The 21991-nt window shown below is 71.9% G+C and carries 25 protein-coding genes; 18 read left to right on the top strand and 7 right to left on the bottom strand.

Features of this window, described 5'->3' with window-relative positions; translation table 11 throughout:
- Positions 1 to 5: 5 nt before the first annotated feature.
- Positions 6 to 2171 carry an RNA polymerase recycling motor ATPase HelR gene (helR, locus tag F8A92_RS04230; RefSeq protein WP_153503651.1) on the bottom strand — a complete coding sequence of 722 codons (2166 nt, stop codon included), beginning with the start codon at positions 2169 to 2171 and terminating at the stop codon, positions 6 to 8.
- A gap of 91 nt (positions 2172 to 2262) precedes the next feature.
- Between helR and F8A92_RS04235 the strand changes: the two genes are divergently transcribed.
- Entirely contained in the window at positions 2263 to 3081 is an 819-nt protein-coding gene (locus F8A92_RS04235) for a HemK family protein methyltransferase (RefSeq protein WP_153503653.1), read from the top strand.
- Here F8A92_RS04235 and F8A92_RS04240 read toward each other — a convergent pair.
- Positions 3009 to 3833, bottom strand: coding sequence for a UbiA family prenyltransferase (locus tag F8A92_RS04240; protein WP_153503654.1), 825 nt, complete (start codon positions 3831 to 3833; stop codon positions 3009 to 3011). The genes F8A92_RS04235 and F8A92_RS04240 overlap by 73 nt on opposite strands.
- Positions 3834 to 3884: 51 nt before the next feature.
- On the opposite strand from F8A92_RS04240, the gene F8A92_RS04245 reads away from it, so the two are divergent.
- Genes F8A92_RS04245 through F8A92_RS04255 form a run of 3 tightly spaced genes read left to right on the top strand, consistent with a single transcriptional unit; the run spans position 3885 to position 6486 of the window.
- Positions 3885 to 4925, top strand: a complete 1041-nt coding sequence (locus F8A92_RS04245) for a type III polyketide synthase (RefSeq protein WP_228389187.1) — start codon at positions 3885 to 3887, stop codon at positions 4923 to 4925.
- Positions 4922 to 5434 carry an isoprenylcysteine carboxyl methyltransferase family protein gene (locus F8A92_RS04250; RefSeq protein WP_153503658.1) on the top strand — a complete coding sequence of 171 codons (513 nt, stop codon included), beginning with the start codon at positions 4922 to 4924 and terminating at the stop codon, positions 5432 to 5434. Before F8A92_RS04245 ends, F8A92_RS04250 begins: the two co-directional genes overlap by 4 nt.
- Positions 5431 to 6486: an NAD(P)/FAD-dependent oxidoreductase gene (locus F8A92_RS04255; RefSeq protein WP_153503660.1), complete on the top strand. Its 1056-nt coding sequence runs from the start codon at positions 5431 to 5433 to the stop codon at positions 6484 to 6486. The genes F8A92_RS04250 and F8A92_RS04255 overlap by 4 nt, the downstream gene beginning before the upstream one ends.
- A gap of 4 nt (positions 6487 to 6490) precedes the next feature.
- Here F8A92_RS04255 and F8A92_RS04260 read toward each other — a convergent pair whose 3' ends face one another.
- The 3 genes from F8A92_RS04260 to F8A92_RS04270 are packed head-to-tail and all read right to left on the bottom strand — an operon-like array spanning position 6491 to position 8541.
- On the bottom strand, positions 6491 to 6931 hold the full coding sequence (locus tag F8A92_RS04260; protein WP_153503662.1) for a VOC family protein: 441 nt from the start codon (positions 6929 to 6931) through the stop codon (positions 6491 to 6493).
- A gap of 12 nt (positions 6932 to 6943) precedes the next feature.
- Complete coding sequence (locus F8A92_RS04265) at positions 6944 to 8020, bottom strand: alpha/beta hydrolase fold domain-containing protein (RefSeq protein ID WP_228389188.1); 1077 nt, start codon at positions 8018 to 8020, stop codon at positions 6944 to 6946.
- Positions 8021 to 8055: 35 nt separating this feature from the next.
- Positions 8056 to 8541, bottom strand: coding sequence for a PPOX class F420-dependent oxidoreductase (locus tag F8A92_RS04270; RefSeq protein ID WP_153503664.1), 486 nt, complete (start codon positions 8539 to 8541; stop codon positions 8056 to 8058).
- 116 nt (positions 8542 to 8657) lie between these two features.
- Between F8A92_RS04270 and F8A92_RS04275 the strand changes: the two genes are divergently transcribed.
- The 13 genes from F8A92_RS04275 to F8A92_RS18540 all read left to right on the top strand — a co-directional run bounded on the left by F8A92_RS04275 (position 8658) and on the right by F8A92_RS18540 (position 18411).
- Complete coding sequence (locus F8A92_RS04275) at positions 8658 to 9452, top strand: ParA family protein (protein WP_153503667.1); 795 nt, start codon at positions 8658 to 8660, stop codon at positions 9450 to 9452.
- Positions 9449 to 9859, top strand: a complete 411-nt coding sequence (locus F8A92_RS04280) for a hypothetical protein (RefSeq protein WP_153503669.1) — start codon at positions 9449 to 9451, stop codon at positions 9857 to 9859. The genes F8A92_RS04275 and F8A92_RS04280 overlap by 4 nt, the downstream gene beginning before the upstream one ends.
- Positions 9860 to 9885: 26 nt before the next feature.
- Complete coding sequence (locus F8A92_RS04285; protein ID WP_153503671.1) at positions 9886 to 10326, top strand: PNPOx family protein; 441 nt, start codon at positions 9886 to 9888, stop codon at positions 10324 to 10326.
- Complete coding sequence (locus F8A92_RS04290; RefSeq protein WP_153503673.1) at positions 10326 to 10721, top strand: SRPBCC family protein; 396 nt, start codon at positions 10326 to 10328, stop codon at positions 10719 to 10721. The genes F8A92_RS04285 and F8A92_RS04290 overlap by 1 nt, the downstream gene beginning before the upstream one ends.
- A gap of 120 nt (positions 10722 to 10841) precedes the next feature.
- Entirely contained in the window at positions 10842 to 12137 is a 1296-nt protein-coding gene (locus F8A92_RS04295; RefSeq protein WP_153503675.1) for an MFS transporter, read from the top strand.
- A 45-nt stretch (positions 12138 to 12182) separates the two neighbouring features.
- A complete protein-coding gene (locus tag F8A92_RS04300) occupies positions 12183 to 12851 on the top strand; it encodes a GntR family transcriptional regulator (RefSeq protein WP_153503677.1) in 669 nt (222 codons plus the stop codon).
- Positions 12852 to 12926: 75 nt separating this feature from the next.
- Positions 12927 to 13421 carry a hypothetical protein gene (locus F8A92_RS04305; RefSeq protein WP_153503679.1) on the top strand — a complete coding sequence of 165 codons (495 nt, stop codon included), beginning with the start codon at positions 12927 to 12929 and terminating at the stop codon, positions 13419 to 13421.
- A 1-nt stretch (position 13422) separates the two neighbouring features.
- Positions 13423 to 14526, top strand: a complete 1104-nt coding sequence (locus F8A92_RS04310; protein ID WP_153503681.1) for an alpha/beta fold hydrolase — start codon at positions 13423 to 13425, stop codon at positions 14524 to 14526.
- Positions 14523 to 15059 carry a GNAT family N-acetyltransferase gene (locus F8A92_RS04315; protein ID WP_153503683.1) on the top strand — a complete coding sequence of 179 codons (537 nt, stop codon included), beginning with the start codon at positions 14523 to 14525 and terminating at the stop codon, positions 15057 to 15059. The genes F8A92_RS04310 and F8A92_RS04315 overlap by 4 nt, the downstream gene beginning before the upstream one ends.
- 105 nt (positions 15060 to 15164) lie before the next feature.
- The gene (locus tag F8A92_RS04320; RefSeq protein ID WP_153503685.1) at positions 15165 to 16025 is read left to right on the top strand and encodes a universal stress protein; all 861 of its coding nucleotides are present in this window, start codon (positions 15165 to 15167) and stop codon (positions 16023 to 16025) included.
- A 159-nt stretch (positions 16026 to 16184) separates the two neighbouring features.
- Positions 16185 to 16856 (top strand): phosphoribosyltransferase, encoded by a 672-nt coding sequence (locus tag F8A92_RS04325; protein WP_228389189.1) that lies wholly within the window; start codon positions 16185 to 16187, stop codon positions 16854 to 16856.
- Complete coding sequence (locus tag F8A92_RS04330; protein WP_153503689.1) at positions 16853 to 18178, top strand: erythromycin esterase family protein; 1326 nt, start codon at positions 16853 to 16855, stop codon at positions 18176 to 18178. Before F8A92_RS04325 ends, F8A92_RS04330 begins: the two co-directional genes overlap by 4 nt.
- 89 nt (positions 18179 to 18267) lie before the next feature.
- Positions 18268 to 18411, top strand: coding sequence for a GPGG-motif small membrane protein (locus tag F8A92_RS18540; RefSeq protein WP_194291354.1), 144 nt, complete (start codon positions 18268 to 18270; stop codon positions 18409 to 18411).
- 75 nt (positions 18412 to 18486) lie between these two features.
- Here the strand turns inward: F8A92_RS18540 and F8A92_RS04335 are convergent, their stop codons facing one another.
- Positions 18487 to 19497 (bottom strand): zinc-binding dehydrogenase, encoded by a 1011-nt coding sequence (locus tag F8A92_RS04335; protein WP_228389190.1) that lies wholly within the window; start codon positions 19495 to 19497, stop codon positions 18487 to 18489.
- A 243-nt stretch (positions 19498 to 19740) separates the two neighbouring features.
- Between F8A92_RS04335 and F8A92_RS04340 the strand changes: the two genes are divergently transcribed.
- Positions 19741 to 21339 (top strand): ABC transporter substrate-binding protein, encoded by a 1599-nt coding sequence (locus F8A92_RS04340; protein WP_153503691.1) that lies wholly within the window; start codon positions 19741 to 19743, stop codon positions 21337 to 21339.
- An 18-nt stretch (positions 21340 to 21357) separates the two neighbouring features.
- On the opposite strand, the gene F8A92_RS04345 is transcribed toward F8A92_RS04340, so the two are convergent.
- A complete protein-coding gene (locus F8A92_RS04345; RefSeq protein ID WP_153503693.1) occupies positions 21358 to 21972 on the bottom strand; it encodes a GNAT family N-acetyltransferase in 615 nt (204 codons plus the stop codon).
- Positions 21973 to 21991 lie beyond the last annotated feature (19 nt).

Here is a 21991-nt window from a genome sequence, read left to right on the forward strand (position 1 = left end):
GCCCATCAGCGTAGTGAACGCGCGTCGTCGGACGTCAGGATGACGAGCTGCTGGGTCGCCCGCGTCATGGCGACGTACCGGTCGACGGCGCCCTCGATGCCGGTGCCGAAGCGCTCCGGGTCGACCAGGACCACGAGGTCGAACTCCAGGCCCTTCGCGGTCTGCGGGGTGAGCGACCGGATGCGGTCGGTGCCGAGGAACGCAGGATCACCGATCACGCATCCGATCCCGTCCTCGTGCGCGCCCAGCCAGCCGTCGACGACCGAGCGCAGCGCAGAACGGGGAGCGTGCACGACGGGCTGCCCGGTGCTGCGCACCGAGGCCGGCACGTTCGCGTCCGGCAGCAGGGCGGTGATCACCGGCGCCGCTTCCTCCATGACCTCGGTCGGCGTCCGGTAGTTGATGCCGAGCGTGCGGACGCGGACCCCGTCGAGGCCCGCACCGCGCAGCCGCTCCGGCCAGCTCTCGGTGAACCCGTGCCGCGCCTGGGCCCGATCGCCCACGATCGTGAGGCTCAGCGACGGGCAACGAGTGAGCACCATCTGCCACTCGGCGTCCGTCAGCTCCTGCGCCTCGTCGACGATGACGTGCGCGAACGGCCCCGCGAGGGGGTCGGGGGCCGCCGCGCGGACGCCGCTGTCGTCGACGAGGACCTCGCGCAGGTCGGCGCCGCGCAGCATGCGCATCACCAACAGCTCCGAGTCGTCGGCGCTGATGAGGTCCTCCACGACGTCGGACATCCGCTGCCGCTGCGCGGCGAGCGCCCGCCGGCGGGCCCGCTGCCGTCGCGGCTCGTCGGGGTCACCGAGGCGACGCCGGGCGGCATCGAGCAGCGGCAGGTCGGACGACGTCCACGCGCGGGCGTCGACCCGCTGTAGAGCGTGCACCTCGTCGCGGGTCAGCCACGGCGCGCACATGCGCAGGTAGGCCGGGACGCTCCACAGATCCGCGACGAGCTGCGCCGCGTCGATCAGCGGCCACGACCGGCTGAGCGCGGCTGCCAGCTCCTCGTCGCGCTCGAGCTGGGCGCGGACGGCGTCCACCGGCGCGTCGCCCTCGTAGGCATCCAGCAGGATCTGCACGAGCGCCTGCCAGACCGTCTCGCGTGCCGAGTTGTGCGGCGTGCCCGGCTCCACCGCATCGAAGGCCTCTGCCCAGTCGTCGGCGGTCAGCCGCAGGTCGCCCCAGTCGGTGGCCACGATGAGGTCTTCGGTCGGCGGCTCCTCGTAGAACGCGACCGCCTTCTCGATCGCGCGCACCAGCTCGGCCGTCCCCTTCAACCGGACGATCTCCGGATCGTCCTCGGTGGACGCCTGCGCGCCCTCGGGCACCAGGTCGCGCAGGGTGCAGGTCAGCACGCCTTCCTCACCTAGGCTCGGCAGCACGTCCGCGACGTAGGCGAGGTACGGCTCGTGAGGGCCGATCACCAGGAGACCGCCTCGGCGGTGGCCGAGCCGCGGGTCGGTGTAGAGCAGGTAGGCGGCGCGATGCAGGGCGACGACCGTCTTTCCGGTGCCGGGTCCGCCGTCCACCACCAGCGCACCCGCCGAGGGCGCCCGGATGATCGCGTCCTGGTCTGCGGCGATCGTGCCGAGGACGTCGCGCATGTGCGGCGTGCGGCTCGCGCCGAGGCTGGCGATGAATGCGGACTGGTCGTCGAGTGCCTCCGGCGGGGTGCCGGTGTCGGTTGCGAAGACCTCGTCCCAGTAATCGGTGATGTGGCCGCGCGTCCACCGGTAGCGCCGCCTGCTCAGCAGCCCCATGGGGTGGGCGTGGGTCGCCGCGAAGAACGGCTCGGCGGCCGGTGATCGCCAGTCCACGAGGAGTCGTCGGCCACTGCCGTCGCCGAGGCCGAGGCGACCGACGTACACCGGCTCGGACCGGCCGGCGAGGACCATCCGGCCCAGGCACAGATCGACCCCGTAGCGGCGCAGCGTTCGCAGCCGGGCCGTCAGGTGCCGGATCTCGTCGTCCCGCTCGAGCGCGTCCGGTCCGTCCCCGGCCACGACCTTCCGCTGCTCGGCGAGCCGGGCGGACAGCGTGGCCGTCGACTCCTCCAGGCTGCGCGCGATCGCGGCGAGGTGCCGTTCGTCGGTCTCCACGAGGGTTGGCTCGGTCTTCCGGGCGAGGCGGTCCGGGAGGCTGAAAATGCTGCTGGGAAAGGGATCCATGGCGTCGGCTCCGATCTGAAGAGGTCACGATAGACCACGATCGCGAGGTTCATGAGGCGCCGGAAAACCTGCTATAACTAAGGTGAGGGGCATGGGCCCCGAAGAGGACGAGCGCGCCCACATCATCCCCCGGCTCAGGGCCGCGGGGTGCGTGTACGCGGAGCAGGAGGCAGCCCTCCTCTGCGACGCCGCACCCGATCGCGAGGCGCTTGCGCTGCTGGTCGAGCGGCGCGTGGCCGGTGAGCCTCTCGAGCACGTCCTCGGGCACGTCCGCTTCTGCGGCCTGCAGCTCGTCGTCCGTCCGGGAGTGTTCGTGCCGCGACAGCGCACCGCGCTGCTGGTCGAGCACGTGGCACGGGGCCTGCCGGCCGACGGCGTCCTCGCCGACCTGTGCACCGGTGTCGGCGCCGTCGCCGCGGCTGTGCGCGTCGCGCGGCCGGAGGCGCGGATCTTCGCCGCGGACGTCGACCCCGCGGCGATCGCCTGCGCCGAGGTCAACCTGCCCGGCGCGTGGGTGGGGATCGCCGAGCTGTTCACCGGGCTGCCGGCCGAGCTCGCCGGCCGCATCGACGTCGTGAGTGCGAACGCCCCCTACATCCCGGACGCGGAGCTCGCGCTGCTGCCGCGCGAGGCGAGATCGTACGAGCCGGCGCGGGCGTTGCTCGGCGGCGCGGACGGCCTGGCGCTCCATCGCCGGATCGTCGCGGAGCTGGGCGCTTGGCTTCGGCCCGGCGGGTGCGCCGTCCTGGAGGTGAGCCCGCGCCAGTGGCCGAGGGTCGCGGACCTCGCGCACCGGCACGGATACGCCGTGGAGTTCCGGCAGGACGGGGACGGCGGTCAGGTGGCCGTGCTGCGCGCCGCGCGGAGCAAGGCGCCGGCGTCGAGCAGCGCGAAGCCGGCCGCGCTGTAGAACGGGACCGAGCCGCGGCCCACGGCCACGCCCGCTCCCAGGGCGGCCGCCGACGCGCCCCACCCGGCGACCTCGGAGGGCGTCAGGCCGCCCTCGGCCAGGGCGGCGACGCTGGACACCCCGAGCGACGTGGCGGCCGCGACGCGCAGCTGCCTCGCGCTGAGCCGGTGCGGCAGCCCGCGTACACCGGTCCGCCGGTCGTCCTCGAGGTCGGGCAGGACGTTCAGCAGATGGGCGGCCACCCCGAGGAGCGCGCCCGCGACCGAGCGGGTGGCGGGCGCGAATCGTGACGGATTCGCGTAGAGCGTGGCAACCTGGGGGAGCGCGCCGAAGGCTACGGCGTACGGCACGAACGAGAAGACCGTGCGCTTGAGCCCGACGTTGTACGCCCACCCCGAGCCGACGACGAGGACACCATGGACCACACCAGCGCGCCGTCCGGCCCGCACGGACAGCGCGGCGGTGCTCAGGGTGGCCGTTCCACAGGCGACCGCGACCGGCAGCGTGAGGCGGGCGTCGGTCACCAGGGGCTTGTCGACGCGCCGCACCGTCCGGTCGCGCCGCGCGTCGATCAGGTCGTTGCTCCAGCCGATCGAGAGCTGGCCGCTCAGGACGCTGCCCACCAGGCTGAGCAGCCGCCGGCCGCGCAGCCCCGCGGTCCAGCCGAGCAGCGCGGCGAGGCCGGTCACCACACCGGTCGGACCGGGATGGCTCGCGGCGGCGACGAGGCGGGCGGTGCGCCAGGCGGGCATGCGCTCAGGCTAGCCGAGCAGCCCCTGGCCGGGATCCTCGCTTGCCGCGGCGTGACCGCGCCGCACCGGTATGCGCAGGACGAGCTGAGCGAGCAGGTCGCCGCGCTGCTCGGCTGCGACGACAGACAGCGGACCCTGCTGCGGCGGCTGCACGCCAACGCCGGCGTCGACTTCCGCAGCACGGCGCTCCCCATCGAGCGGTACGCCGCCCTCGACGACTTCGGAGCGGCCAACGACGCCTTCATCGAGAGCGCCGTCGAGCTCGGCGTGCGGGCCGTCGGTGCGGCCCTCGAGGCGGCCGGCCTAGAGCCGCGCGACGTCGACCTGTTCGCCTGCGCCACCGTCACCGGGCTCGCGGTTCCGTCCCTCGACGCGCGCATCGCCGCCCTGCTGGGCATGCGCACCGACGTGAAGCGGCTGCCCATCGTCGGCCTGGGCTGTGTGGCCGGCGCCGCCGGGGTCGCTCGCGTGAACGATCATCTGCGTGGGCGGCCGAACGAGACCGCCGTGCTGCTGGCGGTCGAGATCTGCAGCCTGACCGTGCAGCGTGACGACCTCTCGCCGGCGAACCTCGTCGCCAGCGGGCTGTTCGGTGACGGTGCCGCCGCCGCGGTGCTCACCGGGGGCGACCGCGCCGACCGCTCGCCGGTGCGGATCGTCGACAGCCGCAGCAGGCTGTACGCCGGGACCGAGCAGGCGATGGGCTGGACGGTCACCGGCGCCGGCCTGCGGATCGTGCTCGGCGTCGAGGTTCCCGAGCTCGTGCGCCGCGAGGTGGGCCCGGACGTCGACCACTTCCTGTCGAGCCACGGCCTGCGCCGCGCCGACATCGGCTGGTGGGTCGCACACCCCGGCGGACCCAAGGTGCTCGAGGCGATGCAGCAGGCCCTCGGCCTGGACCGCGGCGACCTGGCGGTCACCTGGCGATCGCTCGCGGACGTCGGCAACCTCTCGTCGGCGTCCGTGCTGCACGTGCTGGCCGATACCCTGCACCACCGGCCGCCCGAGCCGGGGGCCCTGGGCCTGATGCTCGCGATGGGGCCCGGATTCTGCCTCGAGATGGTGCTGCTCGAGGCGGCGGACCGCTCGTGAGCGAGGTGTGGTTCACCGCGCTGGTGCTGGCCGTCGGCCTCGAGCGGGTGGCCGAGCTGATCGTCAGCTCGCGCAACGCGGCGTGGTCGCTCGCGCGTGGCGGTGTCGAGTCCGGGCGTGGCCACTACCCGTTCATGGTGGTGCTGCACACCGGTCTGCTGGTGGCCGCGGTCGCCGAGGTGTGGCTGCTCGATCGCCCGTTCCGCTGGTGGGGCTGGGTGGCGCTGGTCGTGGTGCTGCTGGCGCAGCTGCTGCGCTGGTGGTGCATCAGCACTCTCGGGCGTCAGTGGACGACGCGGGTCGTCGTCGTGCCGGGCGCCCGGCGCGTCGGTTCGGGCCCGTACCGGTTCGTCGCGCACCCCAACTACGTCGCCGTCGTGGCCGAAGGCGCCGCGTTGCCGCTGGTCCACTCGGCCTGGATGACCGCGCTGGCGTTCACCGTCCTCAACGCGGTCCTGCTGCGGACCCGGCTGGCGGCGGAGCGTGCGGCGCTGCGCGAGCTGGTATGAGCGTCGACCTGCTCGTCGTCGGCGGCGGACCGGTCGGGCTGGTGACCGCGCTGCTGGCCTCCCGCGCCGGGCTGTCGGCGGAGGTCGTCGAGGCCCGCCGGCCGCCGATCGACAAGGCGTGCGGCGAGGGGCTGATGCCGGCCGGCGTCGCCCGGCTCGCGGCTCTCGGGATCGACCCGCCCGGCATGCCGATCCGCGGCATCCGCTACCAGGCGGGGGAGCAGGCCGCCGAAGCTCGTTTCCGCGGCGGCCCGGGCCGGGGCGTACGCCGCACCGTATTGATGGCGGAGCTCGATCGCGCGGCGTCCGAGCACGGCGTGCCGGTCCGCCGCGGCACCGTCGTCGGCGTCGTCGCGGGGCCGAGCGCGGTCACCGTGCACTTGCGCGACGGCGCCGCCCGCACCGCGGCGTACGTCGTGGGCGCCGACGGCCTGCACTCGACGCTCCGCCGCCTCTCCGGGCTCGGGTCGGGCGACCCTCGTGTGCGGGCTGCCGGGGGTGGACGCCGGTGGGGCGTGCGGCAGCACTTCGCGGTACCGCCGTGGAGCGAGCTGGTGGAGGTGCATTGGGCGCGGCATGCCGAGGCCTACGTGACGCCGGTCGCGAACGACCTGGTCGGCGTCGCCGTGCTCAGTGCCCGGCGCGCGCCGTTCGCGACGCAGCTCGCGTGGTTCCCCGAGCTGCGGGAGCGGCTGGTCGCGGCGGAGGCCGGACGCCCTCGGGGTGCCGGGCCGCTGCGCCAGCGCACCCTCGCCCGCAGCCGCGGCCGCGTCGCGCTCGTCGGCGACGCGGCCGGCTATGTCGACGCGCTGACGGGCGAGGGCCTGAGCGTCGGCTTCGCGCAGGCCGCCGAGCTGGTCGACGCCCTGCGGCGGGGGTCGCTGCGGGACTACGAACGACGATGGCGGCGCGTTGTCCGCCGCAGCAGCCTGCTGACCGGCGGGCTGCTGGCGGCGTCGCGATTCCCGCCGTCGCGGCGGTTGATCGTCCCTGCCGCGCAACGCCTGCCGGCGGTGTTCGGCGCGCTCGTGAACACCGCGGCGCGCGGCTGAGCGCTCAGCCCAGCCGCTGCGCGAGTGCGACGATGATGCCCTCGGGGCCGCGCACGTAGGCCATCCGCCAGATGCCTCCGTACTCGCCGATCCCGCCGACCAGCCGGTACCCATCGGCTCCGACGCGGTCCACGGCTTCCTGGATGTCGTCGACCTCGAGCGCGACGCTCCGGATGCCCAGCCAGGTCGCCATCGCGTCGGGGTCGCCGGGCACGTGCGCGGGCCGCTCGAAGCTCGACAGCTCGACGGAGCTGCCACCCCCCGGCGGGCTGAGCATCACGATCTCGGTGCGCGCGCCGGGGATGCCGGTCACCGTGTCCAGGAAGGCCCCCTCCACGGCGGTCCGCCCCTCGACCTCGAGGCCGAGCGCCACGAAGAAGGCCGTCGCGGCGTCGAGGTCGGCGACCGTGATGCCGACGTGGTCGAGGCGCGGGCTGCGGTCCACGGAGGCGGCCCGTCAGCGTCCGAGCGAGTAGTTGAACGCCCGGATGTCCTCCGCCGTCGAGTCGTTGACCTCCGGAGCGCTCGCGGGCGCGACGAGCAGGTCTGCCGCGTGGGTCGTGCCAGGCACGATGCGGCCGCGCGCGCTCACGCCCGCCGCCCACAGCTTCTGCAGGAAGCTCAGTCCCTCGTCGCGGAGCGGGTCGAGCTGGTTCACCGAGATGACCGTGGGCGGGAAGCCCGCGAGATCCTCCGACGAGGCGTACCACGGCCACGCGGTCGGCTCGGTCCGGTTGGCCCCCTGCGGGTCGTACGCCGCGACCAGCAACGCCATCATGTCGGTACGCAGGAAGTAGCCGTTGTTCTCGAACAGCGAGGTGAGCTCGGCCGGCGGGTCGTCGTACGCGCCGGAGATGTAGGGGCATTCGGCGTAGAGGCCGGCGATGCGGTCGATCCAGCCTTCGCGGTCGGCCCGGATCGCCGTCGCGAGCGTCAGGTTGCCGCCGCCGGACTCTCCGGAGACGATCAGGTGGCTGATGCCGAGCTCGTCGGCGTGGTCGAGCGTGTGACGCAGGCCGGCGACGCAGTCGTCGAGACCCGCGGGGTAGGGGTAGGGGCCGAGTGCGCCGGCGCCGTTGCGGTACTCGACGCCGACGACGACCATGCCCGCGGCGGCCTGGCGGTCGCGCCACCACACGTACTCCGGGTTCGCCGCCGCCAGCAGCACCATGCCGCCGCCGTGGATGTGGTACACGCCCGGGAGCGGCCCCTCGGCGTCCGCCGGCCGGTGGATGTACAGCGTGATCTCGTTGTCGCCGTCCCCGCTCAGCGTCCGGGTCTCGCGGACGACGCCCCGCACCGGCGGCACCTTCTCGAAGATGCCGGCGAACAGCCCCGCGAAGCCGACCTCCGCGGCGTCCACGAAGCCGAGGACCTGCTCGGTCGGCGCGTCCGGTCCGAACGGCGGGGGCTCGCCGTTGGTGTCCAGCCCCACCGCGGCGAGAGTGGCGAGGATGCGCGGATCCATCCGCGGGTCGGTGGCGATGGTGCGGTTCGGGTCGCCGAGACGACCCGGGAGCTGCGGTGTGGTCACGGTCACTCCTGACGTCGGTGGTCGTCAGTCAAGCACTATTGATCCAAGGCGTCGAGCCGCTCCGCGACATCCGCCGGGAAGCCCCCGGTGGCCAGCGGCCCCCACCGGGTCGGGGTGAGCCGCAGCAGGGACTTGTTCTGCACGCGCATCGCCGCGCGGTACTCCGCCCAATCGGGGTGCTCCCCGGCCAGGCAGCGGTAGTAGTCGACCAGCGCGTCCTCGGCCTCCGGCATGTGCAGCACCTCGAGGTCGCCGTCGATCTGCACCCACGGTCCCTGGAACTCGTCGCTGAGCACCAGCACGGAGCCGCGCGCCCGGCGCTCGGCGTTGCGCGTCTTCGCGCGCGCCGGGTAGGTCGAGGAGATGATCCGTCCCTCGTGATCGACCCCGCCGGTGACGGGGGAGAGCTGTGGACGGCCGTCCGCACGCTCGGTCACCCAGATCATGTGGTGGCGTGGGCGGACGAAGTCGAGCAGCCCGGTGAGGTCCACCTTCGTGTTCGTTGCGACAGTTCTGGCCATGCGGCCAGTCTTGCACTGCGCGCGAGCGAGATCACGCGAGGCGTGGTTGGAGATCGCGATGTACGCGGGGGAGACTGGAGCCGACTTCGCTTCGCCCGTCCCGTTCGAGGAGCCCCATGGCCGCCAAGGCGCCGACCATCTTCGCCATCGCCAACCAGAAGGGCGGCGTCGCGAAGACGACGACGACCATCTCGCTCGGTGTCGCGCTGCACGACCTGGGCTTCCGAGTGCTGCTGGTCGACCTCGACGCGCAGGCGTGCATGACGTTCTCGCTCGGGACCGACCCGGACGCCCTCGAGGTCTCCGTGCACGAGGTGCTGACCGGGGGCCGCGGGGCCGCCGACGCCATCGTGACGACCGAGGACGGCCCCGATCTGCTGCCGGCGAACATCGACCTGGCGGCGGCCGAGGCCATGCTGCTGACCCGCACCGGCCGCGAGTACGCGTTGCGGACCGCGCTCGACGATCTCGCCGAGGCCGGCGCGGCGTACGACTTCATCCTGCTCGACTGCCCGCCCTCGCTCGGCGTCCTGACCGTCAACGCGCTGACCGCGGCCGGCGAGGTGATCGTGCCGCTGCAGTGCGAGACCCTCTCGCACCGCGGCGTGGGGCAGCTGCTCGAGACGATCGCCGACGTCCGGAAGATGACCAACCGTGCTCTGCGGCTGCGCGGTGTCATCCCCACCATGTTCGATGGCCGTACGACGCACTCGCGGGACGTCCTGGCGGACGTCGCCGAGCGGTACGACGTCGCCGTCCTGGAGCCGCCGATCGCGCGGTCGATACGGTTCGCCGAGGCGCCGGCCGCCGGTCGGTCCATCCTGCGGTCCGGCGGCGGCCGCACCCGAGGCGCGGCGGCGTACCGCGAGCACGCAGAGGCGTTGGCCGGCGGCCGACGGAAGGGACGATGATGGCGAAGCACACCGATTTCGGCCGGCTCGGGCGCGGCGGCCAGGCGGCCCCGACGCGTCGCAAGGACGCCCGGGCGGCGCTGTTCACCGAGCAGCCGGAGACCCTGCCGGTCGACGCGGCCGAGGACGTCGCACCGGCTCACCGTGCCGAGCCCGCGGTCGTGGCGACCGCTCCGGCGCCGGAGGTGCCGGACCAGCCGCCGTCCGGCGCGCTCGACGCGGGATGGTTCGTGCTGGACTGCTCGGCGTGCCACACCCCCTCGCGGATGGGGCTGCTCGCGCTGATGTTCGCGGCCGTGCCGAGCGTCCACGTGCCGTTCCTGCGCCCCGACTACCCGTCGCTGATGCGCTGCCCGCGCTGCCACGCCTACCGCTGGGTCAACGTGCGGTTCGACCTCGACCTCTGATCGGTGACCGGGAAGGTGGCATGCCGATGCGGCTGAGCGACACGGCGGCGACGGGCCGCCTCGAGGCGGCCGAGCACGGCGTGCTCGGCACGGTGCATGCCGAGCGGGGCGTCGACACGGTCCCCGTCGTGTACGCCGTCGACGGCGGCGCGGTGGGCATCCCGATCGACCGGATCAAAGGCAAGCGGGCCGGTCTGCTGCAGCGGGAGCGCAACCTCTCCGCAGATCCTCGCGCGAGCCTGCTCGTCGAGCACTGGGACCGCTCGGACTGGAGCCGCCTGTGGTGGGTGCGCGCGACGCTGCGGTGGGATCCGACCCCGGGAGCGATCCGCGAGGACCGGCTGTCGAGCAGGCTCGCGGAGCGGTTCGAGCAGTATCGCGACGCACCGTTCGACCGGATCCTGGTGCTTCGTGTCGTCGCCGTTGCCGGCTGGACGGCCAGGCGTGCGGCGGGCGGTACACCGTGATGCGGTCGCGCCACCTGAGCTGCGTCGTCGCCGCGTCTCCGGAGGCCGTCTACCGCTATGCCGCCGACCCGGACAACCTGCCGAGGTGGGCTGCCGGGCTGGCCGCGGCCGAGGTCCGGCGCGACGGTGACGACCTCGTGGTCTGCTCGCCGATGGGCGAGGTGCGGGTTCGGTTCGTCCCCCGCAACGACCACGGGATCCTGGACCACGAGGTCGTGCTGCCGACGGGGGAGAGGGTGCTGAACCCGATGCGGGTCGTGGCGCACCCGCACGGCGCGGAGGTCCTGTTCACCGTGCGCCAGCTGGGCATGACCGACGAGGAGCTCGAGCGCGATGCTGCCGCGGTGGAGCGCGACCTCGACGCGCTTCGCCGCATCGTCGAATCCCAGCGCTGAGGGCGGTACGTCCGGCATTCTGGCTGCGCGTGCCTCTTGATCTGTTGCATCCAACATGTATTCTACGTCTGGTCGTGGACGGATCGAGGCCGCCACCCGAATCGACGTAGGTGGTGCCGCGTGACCCGCACGACCCGTTCCCGACGCAAGCTCGTCGCCGCCCAGCTGTTCTCCGGTGCCGGTATCGCCTCCGGCTACGCGGTGGGCGGGCTGCTGGCCGAGCAGATCTCCGGCTCCACCGCGATGGCCGGGTTCGCCCAGATGAGCGTGATCCTGGGCGCGGGCCTCGTCGCCTATCCGCTCGCCGCGCTGGCCGGACGGCGTGGGCGGCGCGTCGCGCTGAGCCTCGGCTTCGGTCTCGGCGTCCTCGGTGCCGCCATCGTGCTCATCGCGGTCGCCGCGCAGCTCCTGCCGCTGTTTATGCTCGGCATGATGCTGTCCGGGTCGTGCACGGCCGCGGGTCTGCAGGCCCGCTACGCGGCGGTCGACGGCGTGCCTCCCGCCGGCGCCGGGCGGGCGATGTCGATCGTCGTCTGGGCGACCACGGTCGGGTCGGTGCTCGGTCCGAACATCACCGAGCCCGGAGCGCGGCTGGGTGCGGCGCTGGGCCTGAATCCGCTCGCCGGACCGTACGTGATCTCGATGAGCGCCTTCGCGATCGCGTCCCTGATCGCCGCCACCCTCGGCCGCGAGACCAGGACGCAACCGTCGATGAACCGCGCCTCGGTCGAGCCCGGCGGGAGAGCGCCTCGACCGCTGCGGCTCGGGGCCGCCCTACGCCATGCGCTGGCGCATCCAGTCGCGCTGTTCGCGATGGTCACCATCGTCACCGGCCAGATGATGATGACGAACGTCATGGTCATGACGCCCGTGCACATGGACCACCAGGGGTTCGCGCTCGGCACCATCGGGATCGTCGTGAGCGTGCACATCGCCGGCATGTACGCGTTGTCGCCGATCTTCGGGTGGGCGGCCGACCGCTGGGGGCCGCTCGTCGTGATCGCCTGCGGGGCGGCCGTCTTCGCGGTGACGATCGCCCTCGGCGTGATCGATGCGACGGCGCCGGTGTCGTCGATGGGCCTGCTGACCACGGCGCTCCTGCTGCTCGGCGTCGGCTGGTCGATGTTCCTGATCGGCGGCTCGGCCTTGCTCACGGCGTCCGTCCCGAGCGAGGCGCGAGTCCCGCTGCAGGGTGCTTCCGACTCGGCGATGAACCTCGGTGGCGCCGTGATGGCCGCCAGCGCCGGGGCGGTCCAGGCGGCCGGCGGCTTCCTGTGGATCAATCTCATGGCGACCGCCGTCCTGCTGATCACCCTCCTCTTCGGCGCCCGGGCGCTGCGCGGCGGCGCGCGGGGGAGCGTACTGCCGGGCGGCGCAGCAGCCGGGTCGCCCGCGCTGTCGGAGCCGGTAGGCTAGCCCCGCGGCCGGACCGGCCCCACGGACGGCGAGGAGCGGATCGGTATGGCCAGCGCAGATCCCAGCGCGTCGGAGCGCGCCTATCAGCAGCTCCGTGGTCACATCCTCGACCACACGTACGCACCTGGCACGATGCTCGGCGAGGCGGCGCTGGCCGTCGAGCTCGGGATGAGCCGAACGCCCGTGAGAGTCGCGCTCGCCCGCCTGCAGGACGAGGGGTGGATCGTGGTCTACCCCAAGCGCGGCGCGCTCGTGCAGGGCGTCACCGATCGGACGGCCGCCGAGCTCGCCGACGCGCGCTTCGTCCTGGAGACGACGGCGATCGACCGCGCCACCCCCGCACGGCGCCGCGAGCTGGCGGGTCCGCTGGCCGACTCCGTCGAGGCGCAGCGCGCCGCCTTCGAGGCCGGTGATCTCCGGCAGTTCATCGACCTGACCCTGCGCTTCCATCGGTCCTTCATCGAAGCCGGCAGCAACGCCGTGATGCTGGAGCTCTACGACCGGCTGTCGGATCGCCACCGGTTCGTCCTGTTCGGGTCCGGAGACCGGCTGCTGAAGCGTTGCGCCGACATCATCGCCGAGCACCAACGCCTGGTCGATCGGCTTCGGGCCGGCGACGCGCGCGGGTTCACCGAGACCCTGCGGGCACACATCGCCGAGACCAATGCCACCCCCATCCGGCTGTTCGGCAGTGACAGCGGCAAGAGCAGCTGAGCAGCCCGGAACCGCACAGAACCGAGCGATCCTGTGCGATAGTCGCCTTACCCGACGCTATTGAAGGGTGGAGCGATGGCAGCTAACGACGTGCCGCTGTGGCGGCAGGCATTCAACAAGGCAGAGCGCGCGGTCGGCGAGCCGATGGAGAAGGCGATCGACACCCGGCAGTTCGCCGACGCGATGTCGCTCGGGGCCAAGGTCAGCCGGGGCGTGCGACGACAGATCTACGGCACGGTGAATCGCACGCTGCATTTCGTCGGGCTGAGCACGCTGAAGGACACTCGGGACATCTCCCGCCAGCTCGGCCGCGTGCACGCGCAGCTGCGGGAGGTCATCACCCAGCTGGAGTACCTGGAGGAGCGCGAACGCGGGCGTGAGACGGGGGAGCCGGGCACCGCGCCGCCCTCGGTGACGAAGTCGGCTCCTGCGAGGAAGACGGCCCCGGTCAAGACGGCGGCTCCTCCGCGGCGGACGGCACCGGCCCGGAAGACGACGCCGGCGAAGAAGTCGGCAGCGCCGGCCACGAACGCGCGTACGCCACGCGCGGTGGACGGGGAAGGGGAATGACATGGCCCGCACCTTCGGCACGCCGGACCTCGTGGGCGCGATCAGGCGGGAGCTCAGCACCGCGACCAACCGTGCCCGAAACGGCATCAGCTACCTCACGATGGACAAGAGCGAGGGCCTGAACCCCACTCCCCGCGTGCTCGTCGGGAGCCGCGACAAGGTGAGGCTCTGGAAGTACCCGAGCAAGAACCGGCGGCACGCCGAGCCGATCGTGGCGTTCCTCGGGCTGGTGAGCCGGCCCTACGTGTTCGACCTGCTGCCGGGCAAGAGCTTCGTCGGTCAGCTGGGGGACGCCGGGTACGACGTCTACGTGCTCGACTGGGGCCAGCCCGACCACGAGGAGTCCGCGAACTCCATGGAGACGTACGTCGACTTCTACCTGCCGCGGGCGTTCAAGATCGCCCAGCGCGACAGCGGAAGCCCGGGCATCCACGTGATCGCGTACTGCTTCGGCGCGATCTTCGGCCTGATGTACCAGGGAAGCCGGGGCAACTCGCCGATTCGGGCGCTGACCACGCTGGCGGCACCGGTCGACTTCCGGAAGATGCCGGTCTACACCCAGCCGTTCCAGGACGGCTCGATCCGCCCGCGGGACGTCATCACCGACGAGGGCATCGTGCCGGCCGCGGTCGTGGCCCGCACTCTGGCGATGCGGACGCCGACCTACGACGTGACCCAGGCGGTCGGGTTGTGGGAGAAGCTCGCCGGTGACCCGAAGTCGGGTGCGATCGAGGCGCACGCCGCGATGACCGGATGGGTGCGCGACCACGTGAACTTCCCGGGCGTCGCGTTCGAGCAGTTCGTGCGCGACTTCCTCAACGGCAACGGCTTCGTGAACCGCACGGCACGCGTCGGCAACCGGCCGGTCGCGCTGGACAGGATCGACATCCCGATCCTGTCGGTGGTCGCCGAACGCGACGACCTGGTGCCGCCGGCCGCGTCGTACCCGCTCCGCGATCTCGTGCCGGAGGGCGTCTACAACGAGGTCGTGCTCCCGGCCGGGCACGTGGGACTGGTGCTCGGAGGGACGGCCAAGAAGATCACGATCCCCGCGATCGTGGACTTCTTCAGCAGCCACAGCAGCGAGCTGGGGGAGCGGGCATGACGATCCGTACCTGCGAGCCGGGCGACCAGGAAGCGCTGGAGGCCTTTCTGAGAACCATTCCCGAGCAGGAACGCGCGTTCCACAAGGCCGAGGGCGCGGACGCCGCGCTGGCCGCCGAGTGGTCGTCGCAGCGCGATCCGTTGCGGCTGGTGGACGTCGCTGACGACGGCGTCGTGCGCGGCATGATCGGCATCCGCCGCGGCCGCGGCATGTCGGCGCACACCGGCGAGATCACCCTCCTCGTCGACCCGGCCTTCCGGCAGCAGCAGATCGCCACGAACCTCGTCGTGGCCGCCATCGGCGAGGCGCTGAAGGCGGGGTTGTCGCACGTCTTCGTCGAGGTCACCGCCGAGCACACCGCGACCGTGGGCATGTTCCGCAAGCTCGGCTTCGAGGCCGAAGCGTTGCTGCAGGGCTTCATCAAGAGGCGGGACGGCGAGCTGCAGGACCTCATCATGATGACCAACCGCCTGGAGGAGAACTGGGCTGCCGCGCAGCTGGTCGGCCTGGAGACCGGCGACGCCATGGCGTGAGCCGCGGATCGCTCGCGAAGGGGCATTTAGGCCCTGGCCGCCGCCCCCTGATTGCGCGATGCTCCTGGCACGGGTCCTCGAGCGAGGACGGTGAGGGGGACGCAGATGGCACCCATCGTGGTGGGCTACGACGGGCTGGAGGATGCCGAGCACGCGCTGACGTGGGCGGTCGCCGACGCCGCGGCACGAGAGCGGCCCCTGCGGCTGGTCTGCGCCTATCCCTCCGCATCGGACATCGGACCCGTACCGGGCTACGGCGAGCAGCTGCTCAGCGAGCTGGAGGTGGTCCGTGCCGGCGCCGCCCAGGTGGTCGCCGGCGGCGCGCGCAGGGTCTCGGAGCTCGCGCCGGAGGTCAGCGTCACCACCCGCGCGGAGCAGGGCTCGGCAGCGGCCGTCCTGCTCGAGGAGTCCGCGAGCGCGGCGGTGATGGTGCTGGGCTCGCGGGGCCTGGGGGCGGTCGGCGCGTCCTTCCTCGGGTCGGTGGGGACGGCCGTGGCGGCCCGCGCGGCCTGCCCCGTCGTCGTGGTCGGCGAGAAGACGGAGCACGGCGGTTCGGGTACCGAGGTGGTCGTCGGCATCGACGGATACGCCGACTCGCAGGCCATCCTCGACTTCGCCTTCGACCACGCCAGCTGGCACGGCACTCCGCTGCGCGCGGTGCTCTGCTGGCACCGGGATGCATTGAGCGCGCTCGGCTGGTCGGCCGCCGCGGTACCGGAGAAGACCGAGGCGTGGCTCTCGGAGGCGCTGGCCGGCTGGCAGGAGAAGTACCCCGACGTGCGGGTGCGCACCAGCGTGCTGCGCGATCGCCCGGTCGTGGGTCTGCTTGCCGCCGGTCGTGGTCAGAAGCTGCTCGTCGTCGGGTCGCGCGGTCGGCATGCCCTGGCCGGGACGCTGCTCGGATCGGTCAGCCAGGGAGTGCTGCACCACGCGACCTGCCCGGTGGCCGTCGTGCCGGTGCGCTAGCCGAGCCGGCGCCGGTCCCGCTGTTTCCCGGGCGGACCGCGCCGGCGCATGCTTTCGCCCGATCCGGGTACGAAGGTCCCTACCGGTCACGAGACGACCCGGCGAGGCTGGGACTGGAGCGGTGGCACCTGTGGGAATCACGGAGACGGGGTGGATGCCGTGGCGCGAGACGAGTACGTCGACCGCGTCGATGCGGGCCGGCGGCTCGCGGAGCGGCTGCGCAGCCTGCGCGGGCAGCACGTCGTCGTGCTGGGTCTGCCGCGCGGCGGCGTCCCGGTCGCCTTCGAGGTGGCGCGGTCGCTCGGTGCGCCGCTGGACGTGATCGTCGTCCGCAAGCTCGGCCTTCCGACGCATCCCGAGCTCGCGATGGGGGCTATCGGCGAGGGCGGCTACCGGGTGGTCGACCGCGAGCTGATGGCGCGTGCCGGCGTCCGGGACGCCGAGCTCGCGCAGGTCGAGGCCCGCGAGCGCGCCGCACTCGACTCGCGGATCGAGCGGTACCGTCACGGGCGTTCACGTGCCGATCTGCGCGGAGCCACGGCGGTGATCGTCGACGACGGCATCGCCACGGGCCGCACCGTCGAGGTCGCCTGTGCCGCGGCGCGCCGGCTGGGCGCCGCCCGGGTCGTCGTGGCCGTGCCGGTCGGGCCCGTCGAGGCGCTCGAGGGCCTGCCGGGGGCCGACGAGGTGGTCGTCGCGCGCACGCCCGACCCCTTCCTGGCGGTGGGCCGTCACTATCGCGACTTCGACCAGACGACCGACGACGAGGTGGTGCGGCTGCTCGATGCGGCCGCCGAGATCGGCGCCGATGAGAGAGGACGGCCGCGATGAGCTGGGAACCTTCGACCAGTCGGACGATCGATCGCGAGGCGCTGGCGCAGGTGCGCGCGCTGGCCCGGCCGCTCAGCGGTCCGAACGATCTCGAGGCCGTCGTGAACCGGTTCGCCCCGGACCGCTTCGTCTGCATCGGCGAGGCGTCGCACGGGACGCACGAGTACTACAGCTGGCGCGCTCAGCTGACCCGGCGGCTGATCGAGGAGAAGGGCTTCACCTGGATCGGCGTGGAGGGCGACTGGCCGGACTGCTGGCGCATCAATCGATGGGTCCGCGGAGAGCAGGACCAGGCGCTGGATGCGCGGGGGCTGCTCGCCGGCTTCCAGCGCTGGCCGACGTGGATGTGGGCGAACGAGGATGTCGCGGACTTCCTGGACTGGCTGCATCGGTGGAATCTGGGCCGTCCGACCGAGCGACGCGTCGGGTTCTACGGCTTGGACGTCTACTCGCTGTGGGACTCACTTCGCGCGATCAGGACCTGGCTCGATGCCTACGCGCCGGAGGCGGTGAGCGCCGCAATCCATGCGTGGCAGTGCTTCTGGCCGTACGGCGAGGACCCGCATCGCTATGCACGTGCGGCCCGGCTGGTGCCCCAGTCGTGCGAAGCGGCCGTCGTGTCCCTGCTGGTGGAGACGCTGCGCCGGACTCGTAGCTTCCCTGACGACGAGTTTGCGTTCGACGCCATGCAGAACGCCCAGGTCGCGGTCGGCGCCGAGCGCTACTACCGCGTGATGCTGCGCGGCGACCGGTCCTCGTGGAACATCCGGGACCACCACATGGCGGACACGATCGACCGGATCGCGCGGCACCTCGGGCCGACGTCCCAAGGGATCATCTGGGAGCACAACAGCCACATCGGTGATGCCCGCGCCACGGACATGGCGCACGCCGGGCTGGTGAACGTCGGTCAGCTGGTGCGCGATCGCCACGCCACCGAGGGTGTGGGGCTGATCGGGTTCGCCGGTCATCGTGGGTCGGTCCTCGCGGCCCGAGCGTGGGGCGGCGCCGAGTCGTGCCTTCCGGTGCCGAAGGCGAGGCCGGGCACGCATGAGGATGTGCTGCACCGTGCGTTGGGACGCCCGGCGATCCTGGACTTCGGGGCCGACCGCTCCGGATCCTGGCTCGCCGAGCCGCGCGGGCACCGCGCCATCGGCGTGGTCTACGATCCCGCTGCGGAGCGCGGGAACTACGTGGCCACGGCGATGGGACGCCGGTACGACGCATTGTTCTGGCTGGAGGAGACCACCGCGTTACGGCCGCTGCATCACGAGACGCGACCCATCCAGCCGGAGCTCGAGGCGGAACCGTCGGGTCTCTAATCGGTTACTCGGTGGAGGAGTGCACCCCAAAACACGCATGGAACTGCCCCCGGCCGGGTACCTTGAAGACACCCGAACAAGGAGGACCCATGAATACCGTGTTGTGGATCATCGCCGCCATTCTCGTCATCGCGGGAATCTTCGCCCTCGTCCGGCGGCAGTTCGTGTGGGGCGCCGTCCTGATCATCGTAGGGCTCCTGGTGGGTCCCGGCGGCGTCAGCATCTTCACCTAGCATTCCTCCCATGAACGACCGCCGTGCTGGCCAGGCCAGCACGGCGGTCCTTTGTTTGCAGGGGATCGGCGGCCGTCAACCGCCCTGGTCGTCCAAAGCCGTGCCGATGGTGAGCACGACCTTTCCCGACGCCCGGTTGGACCGCATGTAGTCCGCGGCCGCCTTCGCCTCGTCCATGGGAAGCACCCGGTCGACGACCGCGCGGATTCTTCCCTGTGCGACGGCGGGCAGGACTGCCGGACGCAAGGCGGCGTACACGCCCGCACGCTCCTCGGCGGTCCGGACGCTGAAGGTGGTGCCCTGCAACCGGATGCGACGAAAGGCGAGGTCGTCGACGTTGATCGTGGACTCGGGGCCGGTGAGCCGGCCGATGTTGATGATCGTCCCACCAACTCTGGTCGCCGCGACGGAGCCGGCGAGCGGTCGACCCCCGAGATGATCGAGCACGACATCGACGCCGGTGGACGCGGTATGGCGCAGGACCTCGGCGGTGAACGAGTCGAAGCCGGTGTCGAGCACGACGTCTGCCCCTGCGTCGGCCAGCGCGCGGACTTTCGCCGGGGACCGCGTCGTCGCGATGACGAGCGATGCGTCGAACGCCTTTGCCAGCTGGATCCCGAGGAGGCCGACCGACGATGCTCCACCCAGCACGAGAACGGACTGTCCGGCGCGGAATCCGCCCTGGGTGACGAGCGCGTCGTGCTCGGTGGCGAGGCCGACCATCAATGAGGCGGCTTCGACCAGCGGAACGCCGTCCGGTACGGGAAGCACGTGGCGGTGGTCGACGGCGACGTACTCGGCGAGGGTGCCGCCGCTCGCGGCCATCACCGCCTGGCCGAGGTCGACACCGATGACGCCGGGCCCCGCCTCGATGACGCGTCCGGCGCACTCCAGCCCGCCGATGAAGGTCCCGGGCTTGGTGAGTGCCGCATTGTAGGTGCCTCGGAGCCGAAGCAGGTCGGCGCGATTGAGGCCTGCCGCGGCCACCTCGATGAGCACCTCGCCGGGACCCGCTGTTGGGCGCGGCACGGAGTGAAGCTCCCAGTCCGGTCCGAGGCCGCCGACCAGTGCCCGCATGGTTGCCATCGTCGTCCTCGTTCCCGCCGCTCGCTTGCGCCGATGGTAGCGAGTGGGTCGGGCCGCACGCCCTCGGAACGGCGGCACGGACCGTCCACCATGTGGGAGACCGTGCATGTGCGTTCGCTGTGCGGCGTGTCGCAATTTGGCTGACCGTCTGACTCGTGTTGCGATGGTGTTAATGATCACTGCAATCTCATCCACGGGCTACAGCCCGTGGGCCTTCGACTCCAAGAGTGGGTGAGTGAATTCGTGTCAGCGAACAAGCGTGCACGGCAGATCCGAACCATTGCGGCGCTCGGCGCCTCAGCGCTGCTGCTCGCCGCCTGCGGCGGCGCCCCGAACCGCGAGACGTCCAAGGAGGTTGCCGAAGAGTTCTCGAACAAGATCAAGCTCGCCGACGATTACGACCCCAACGGTCATTTCTCGTACTCGTACAGCGTCATGACGCCCGGCTGGGATCCGATCAAGAGCGTCTCCGGCTTCGACTTCGTCACGCTCGCCCCGGTCTACGACCGGCTGGCGTTCAATGCTCCCGACGGCACGGTCAAGCCGATGCTCGCGACCGACTGGGAAACCAGTGACGACGGCAAGGCGCTGGTGATGAAGCTGCGCGAGGGCGTGACGTTCTCCGACGGGACGCCGTTCAACGCAGAGGCCGTCAAGGTGAATCTCGAGCGCGCGAAGGGCCAGGGCAGCCGGATCGCGACCGAGATCGAGCAGCTCGACGCGGTGGAGGTCCTCGATCAGTACACCGTCAGGCTGGTCGCGGACTCCGGCCTCGGTGCGCTGCTGACGGCGATGGCCGAGCGTCCGGGCATGATGGTCTCTCCGGCGGCGGCCGCCGCCGGGACGCTGGATACGCAGCCGGTCGGCGCCGGCGCGTACACCGTGACGTCGTTCAAGGCGGGAGACACCGCGTCGTACGCCAAGCGAGCGGGGTACTGGGACCCCGACGCGCAGCGGGTCGCCACCATGGACATCAAGCTGATGACCGATGATCAGACCCGGCTCAATGCGCTGAACTCCGGTGAGGTCGACGGGGCCGTGATGCGGCCGCCGCAGGTCAAGACCGCGGTCGCCGACGGGCTGACCGTCACCGCGGCGCCGTCCTCGGTGTACATGTACCTGCTGGTGAACTCGGCGAAGGAGCCGTTCGACGATCCCAAGGTGCGCGAGGCACTGAACTACGCGGTCGACCGCGTCGAGATCGGCGACGGCTTCTTCGAGGGGCTGTGCACCCCGCAGATCCAGCCCTGGCCGAAGAGCAGCTGGGCGTACAACGAGGAGATCGGCGACGGCCTCGACATCTGGCCGCACGACGTGGAGAAGGCCAAGAAGCTGCTGAAGGAGGCGGGCGTCGGCGACGGGTTCGCGATGCCGGCCGTGACGACCAACGTCACCTACACCGTGCAGCTGTCGGAAGTGCTGCAGGAGCAGCTCAGCGAGGTCGGCATCGACATGTCGATCGAGCAGGTGCCTACGCCGCAGGTGGTGGAGAGCTTCTCGGTCGCCAAGACGGTCGTCGGCAACGTGAACCCGTATTCCGGCAGTGCCGACCCGCACGGTGTCGCCTCGCGGTACCTGCTGCCGGGATCGATCTACAGCGTCGGCAACCCTCCGGCGCAGTCCACCCTTGACCTCGCACTGAAGGCATCGACGCCGGTCGATGCAAAGGACCGGGCGCCGATCTACCACGAGATGATGCAGGACATGGTGGACAACCCGAACCACATGATCACTCTCTGCCAGCTGAAGGTGCTCAGCGCCTTCAACGACAACGTCTCCGGCTTCGAGCTCGGCTCGACGGGATTCCCCGACCTTCGGGGAGTGGCGGTCGCCAAGGAGTAGGGCGCGGACGGCGGCGTCCTAGGCCGGTTCGACGGTGCGACGCATGACGGTGTTCTTCAGCCCCTTGGGGCGGACGAACTCGAAGCCGGCGCGTTCGTACACGGCGCGGGTGCCGTTGTAGAGGAACGACGAGGACAGCCGCCGCTCGCCGGGTATGTGCGGATACCCCTCCACCACGCCGCCGCCGGCCTGCGCGATCAGGTCGAGCGCGCCGTGCAGGGCGGTGGTGACCAGCCCGTGCTGCCGGAACCGCCGGTCGACGAAGACGCAGGTGATCCGATAGTCCGGCTCGGCGTCCTGCGCGGCCGCGAGATCGGCCAGGTACTGCTTGCGGTGGTGGATGTTGGGCAGCTCCGCGGGCGTTCCGTACTGTGCCCACGCGATCGCCTCGTCGCCGTCGTCCCCTGGACGAACGACGAGGGCAGCATGCGCGGCGCCCGTCGCGACGAGCTGCTGCTTGAACGCTCGGCTGCCGTCGTAGCCCTTCGCGCGTTCCGCGCAGGCGGGGTGGAACCAGGTGCACCAGCACCCGCCGAAGATGCCGTTGTGCCGCTCGACGAGCGCGGCGAACAGGTCCCACGTATCGACGGCGAGGGGCTTGATCGTCGTCGCGCCGGGCTCCCGAGTCGCCATGGGGCGACGGTACACCGCG

The sequence above is a fragment of the Cumulibacter manganitolerans genome, assembly GCF_009602465.1.
In the GTDB taxonomy this organism is placed as follows: domain Bacteria; phylum Actinomycetota; class Actinomycetes; order Mycobacteriales; family Antricoccaceae; genus Cumulibacter; species Cumulibacter manganitolerans.

What these genes read in the sequence shown, in the direction of transcription:
- helR (WP_153503651.1), bottom strand. Translation starts at nt 2,171, where the DNA reads ATGGATCCCTTTCCCAGCAGCATTTTCAGCCTCCCGGACCGCCTCGCC.
- F8A92_RS04235 (WP_153503653.1), top strand. Translation starts at nt 2,263, where the DNA reads ATGGGCCCCGAAGAGGACGAGCGCGCCCACATCATCCCCCGGCTCAGG.
- F8A92_RS04240 (WP_153503654.1), bottom strand. Translation starts at nt 3,833, where the DNA reads ATGCCCGCCTGGCGCACCGCCCGCCTCGTCGCCGCCGCGAGCCATCCC.
- F8A92_RS04255 (WP_153503660.1), top strand. Translation starts at nt 5,431, where the DNA reads ATGAGCGTCGACCTGCTCGTCGTCGGCGGCGGACCGGTCGGGCTGGTG.
- F8A92_RS04270 (WP_153503664.1), bottom strand. Translation starts at nt 8,541, where the DNA reads ATGGCCAGAACTGTCGCAACGAACACGAAGGTGGACCTCACCGGGCTG.
- F8A92_RS04275 (WP_153503667.1), top strand. Translation starts at nt 8,658, where the DNA reads ATGGCCGCCAAGGCGCCGACCATCTTCGCCATCGCCAACCAGAAGGGC.
- F8A92_RS04280 (WP_153503669.1), top strand. Translation starts at nt 9,449, where the DNA reads ATGATGGCGAAGCACACCGATTTCGGCCGGCTCGGGCGCGGCGGCCAG.
- F8A92_RS04285 (WP_153503671.1), top strand. Translation starts at nt 9,886, where the DNA reads ATGCGGCTGAGCGACACGGCGGCGACGGGCCGCCTCGAGGCGGCCGAG.
- F8A92_RS04290 (WP_153503673.1), top strand. Translation starts at nt 10,326, where the DNA reads ATGCGGTCGCGCCACCTGAGCTGCGTCGTCGCCGCGTCTCCGGAGGCC.
- F8A92_RS04300 (WP_153503677.1), top strand. Translation starts at nt 12,183, where the DNA reads ATGGCCAGCGCAGATCCCAGCGCGTCGGAGCGCGCCTATCAGCAGCTC.
- F8A92_RS04305 (WP_153503679.1), top strand. Translation starts at nt 12,927, where the DNA reads ATGGCAGCTAACGACGTGCCGCTGTGGCGGCAGGCATTCAACAAGGCA.
- F8A92_RS04310 (WP_153503681.1), top strand. Translation starts at nt 13,423, where the DNA reads ATGGCCCGCACCTTCGGCACGCCGGACCTCGTGGGCGCGATCAGGCGG.
- F8A92_RS04315 (WP_153503683.1), top strand. Translation starts at nt 14,523, where the DNA reads ATGACGATCCGTACCTGCGAGCCGGGCGACCAGGAAGCGCTGGAGGCC.
- F8A92_RS04320 (WP_153503685.1), top strand. Translation starts at nt 15,165, where the DNA reads ATGGCACCCATCGTGGTGGGCTACGACGGGCTGGAGGATGCCGAGCAC.
- F8A92_RS04330 (WP_153503689.1), top strand. Translation starts at nt 16,853, where the DNA reads ATGAGCTGGGAACCTTCGACCAGTCGGACGATCGATCGCGAGGCGCTG.
- F8A92_RS18540 (WP_194291354.1), top strand. Translation starts at nt 18,268, where the DNA reads ATGAATACCGTGTTGTGGATCATCGCCGCCATTCTCGTCATCGCGGGA.
- F8A92_RS04335 (WP_228389190.1), bottom strand. Translation starts at nt 19,497, where the DNA reads ATGGCAACCATGCGGGCACTGGTCGGCGGCCTCGGACCGGACTGGGAG.
- F8A92_RS04345 (WP_153503693.1), bottom strand. Translation starts at nt 21,972, where the DNA reads ATGGCGACTCGGGAGCCCGGCGCGACGACGATCAAGCCCCTCGCCGTC.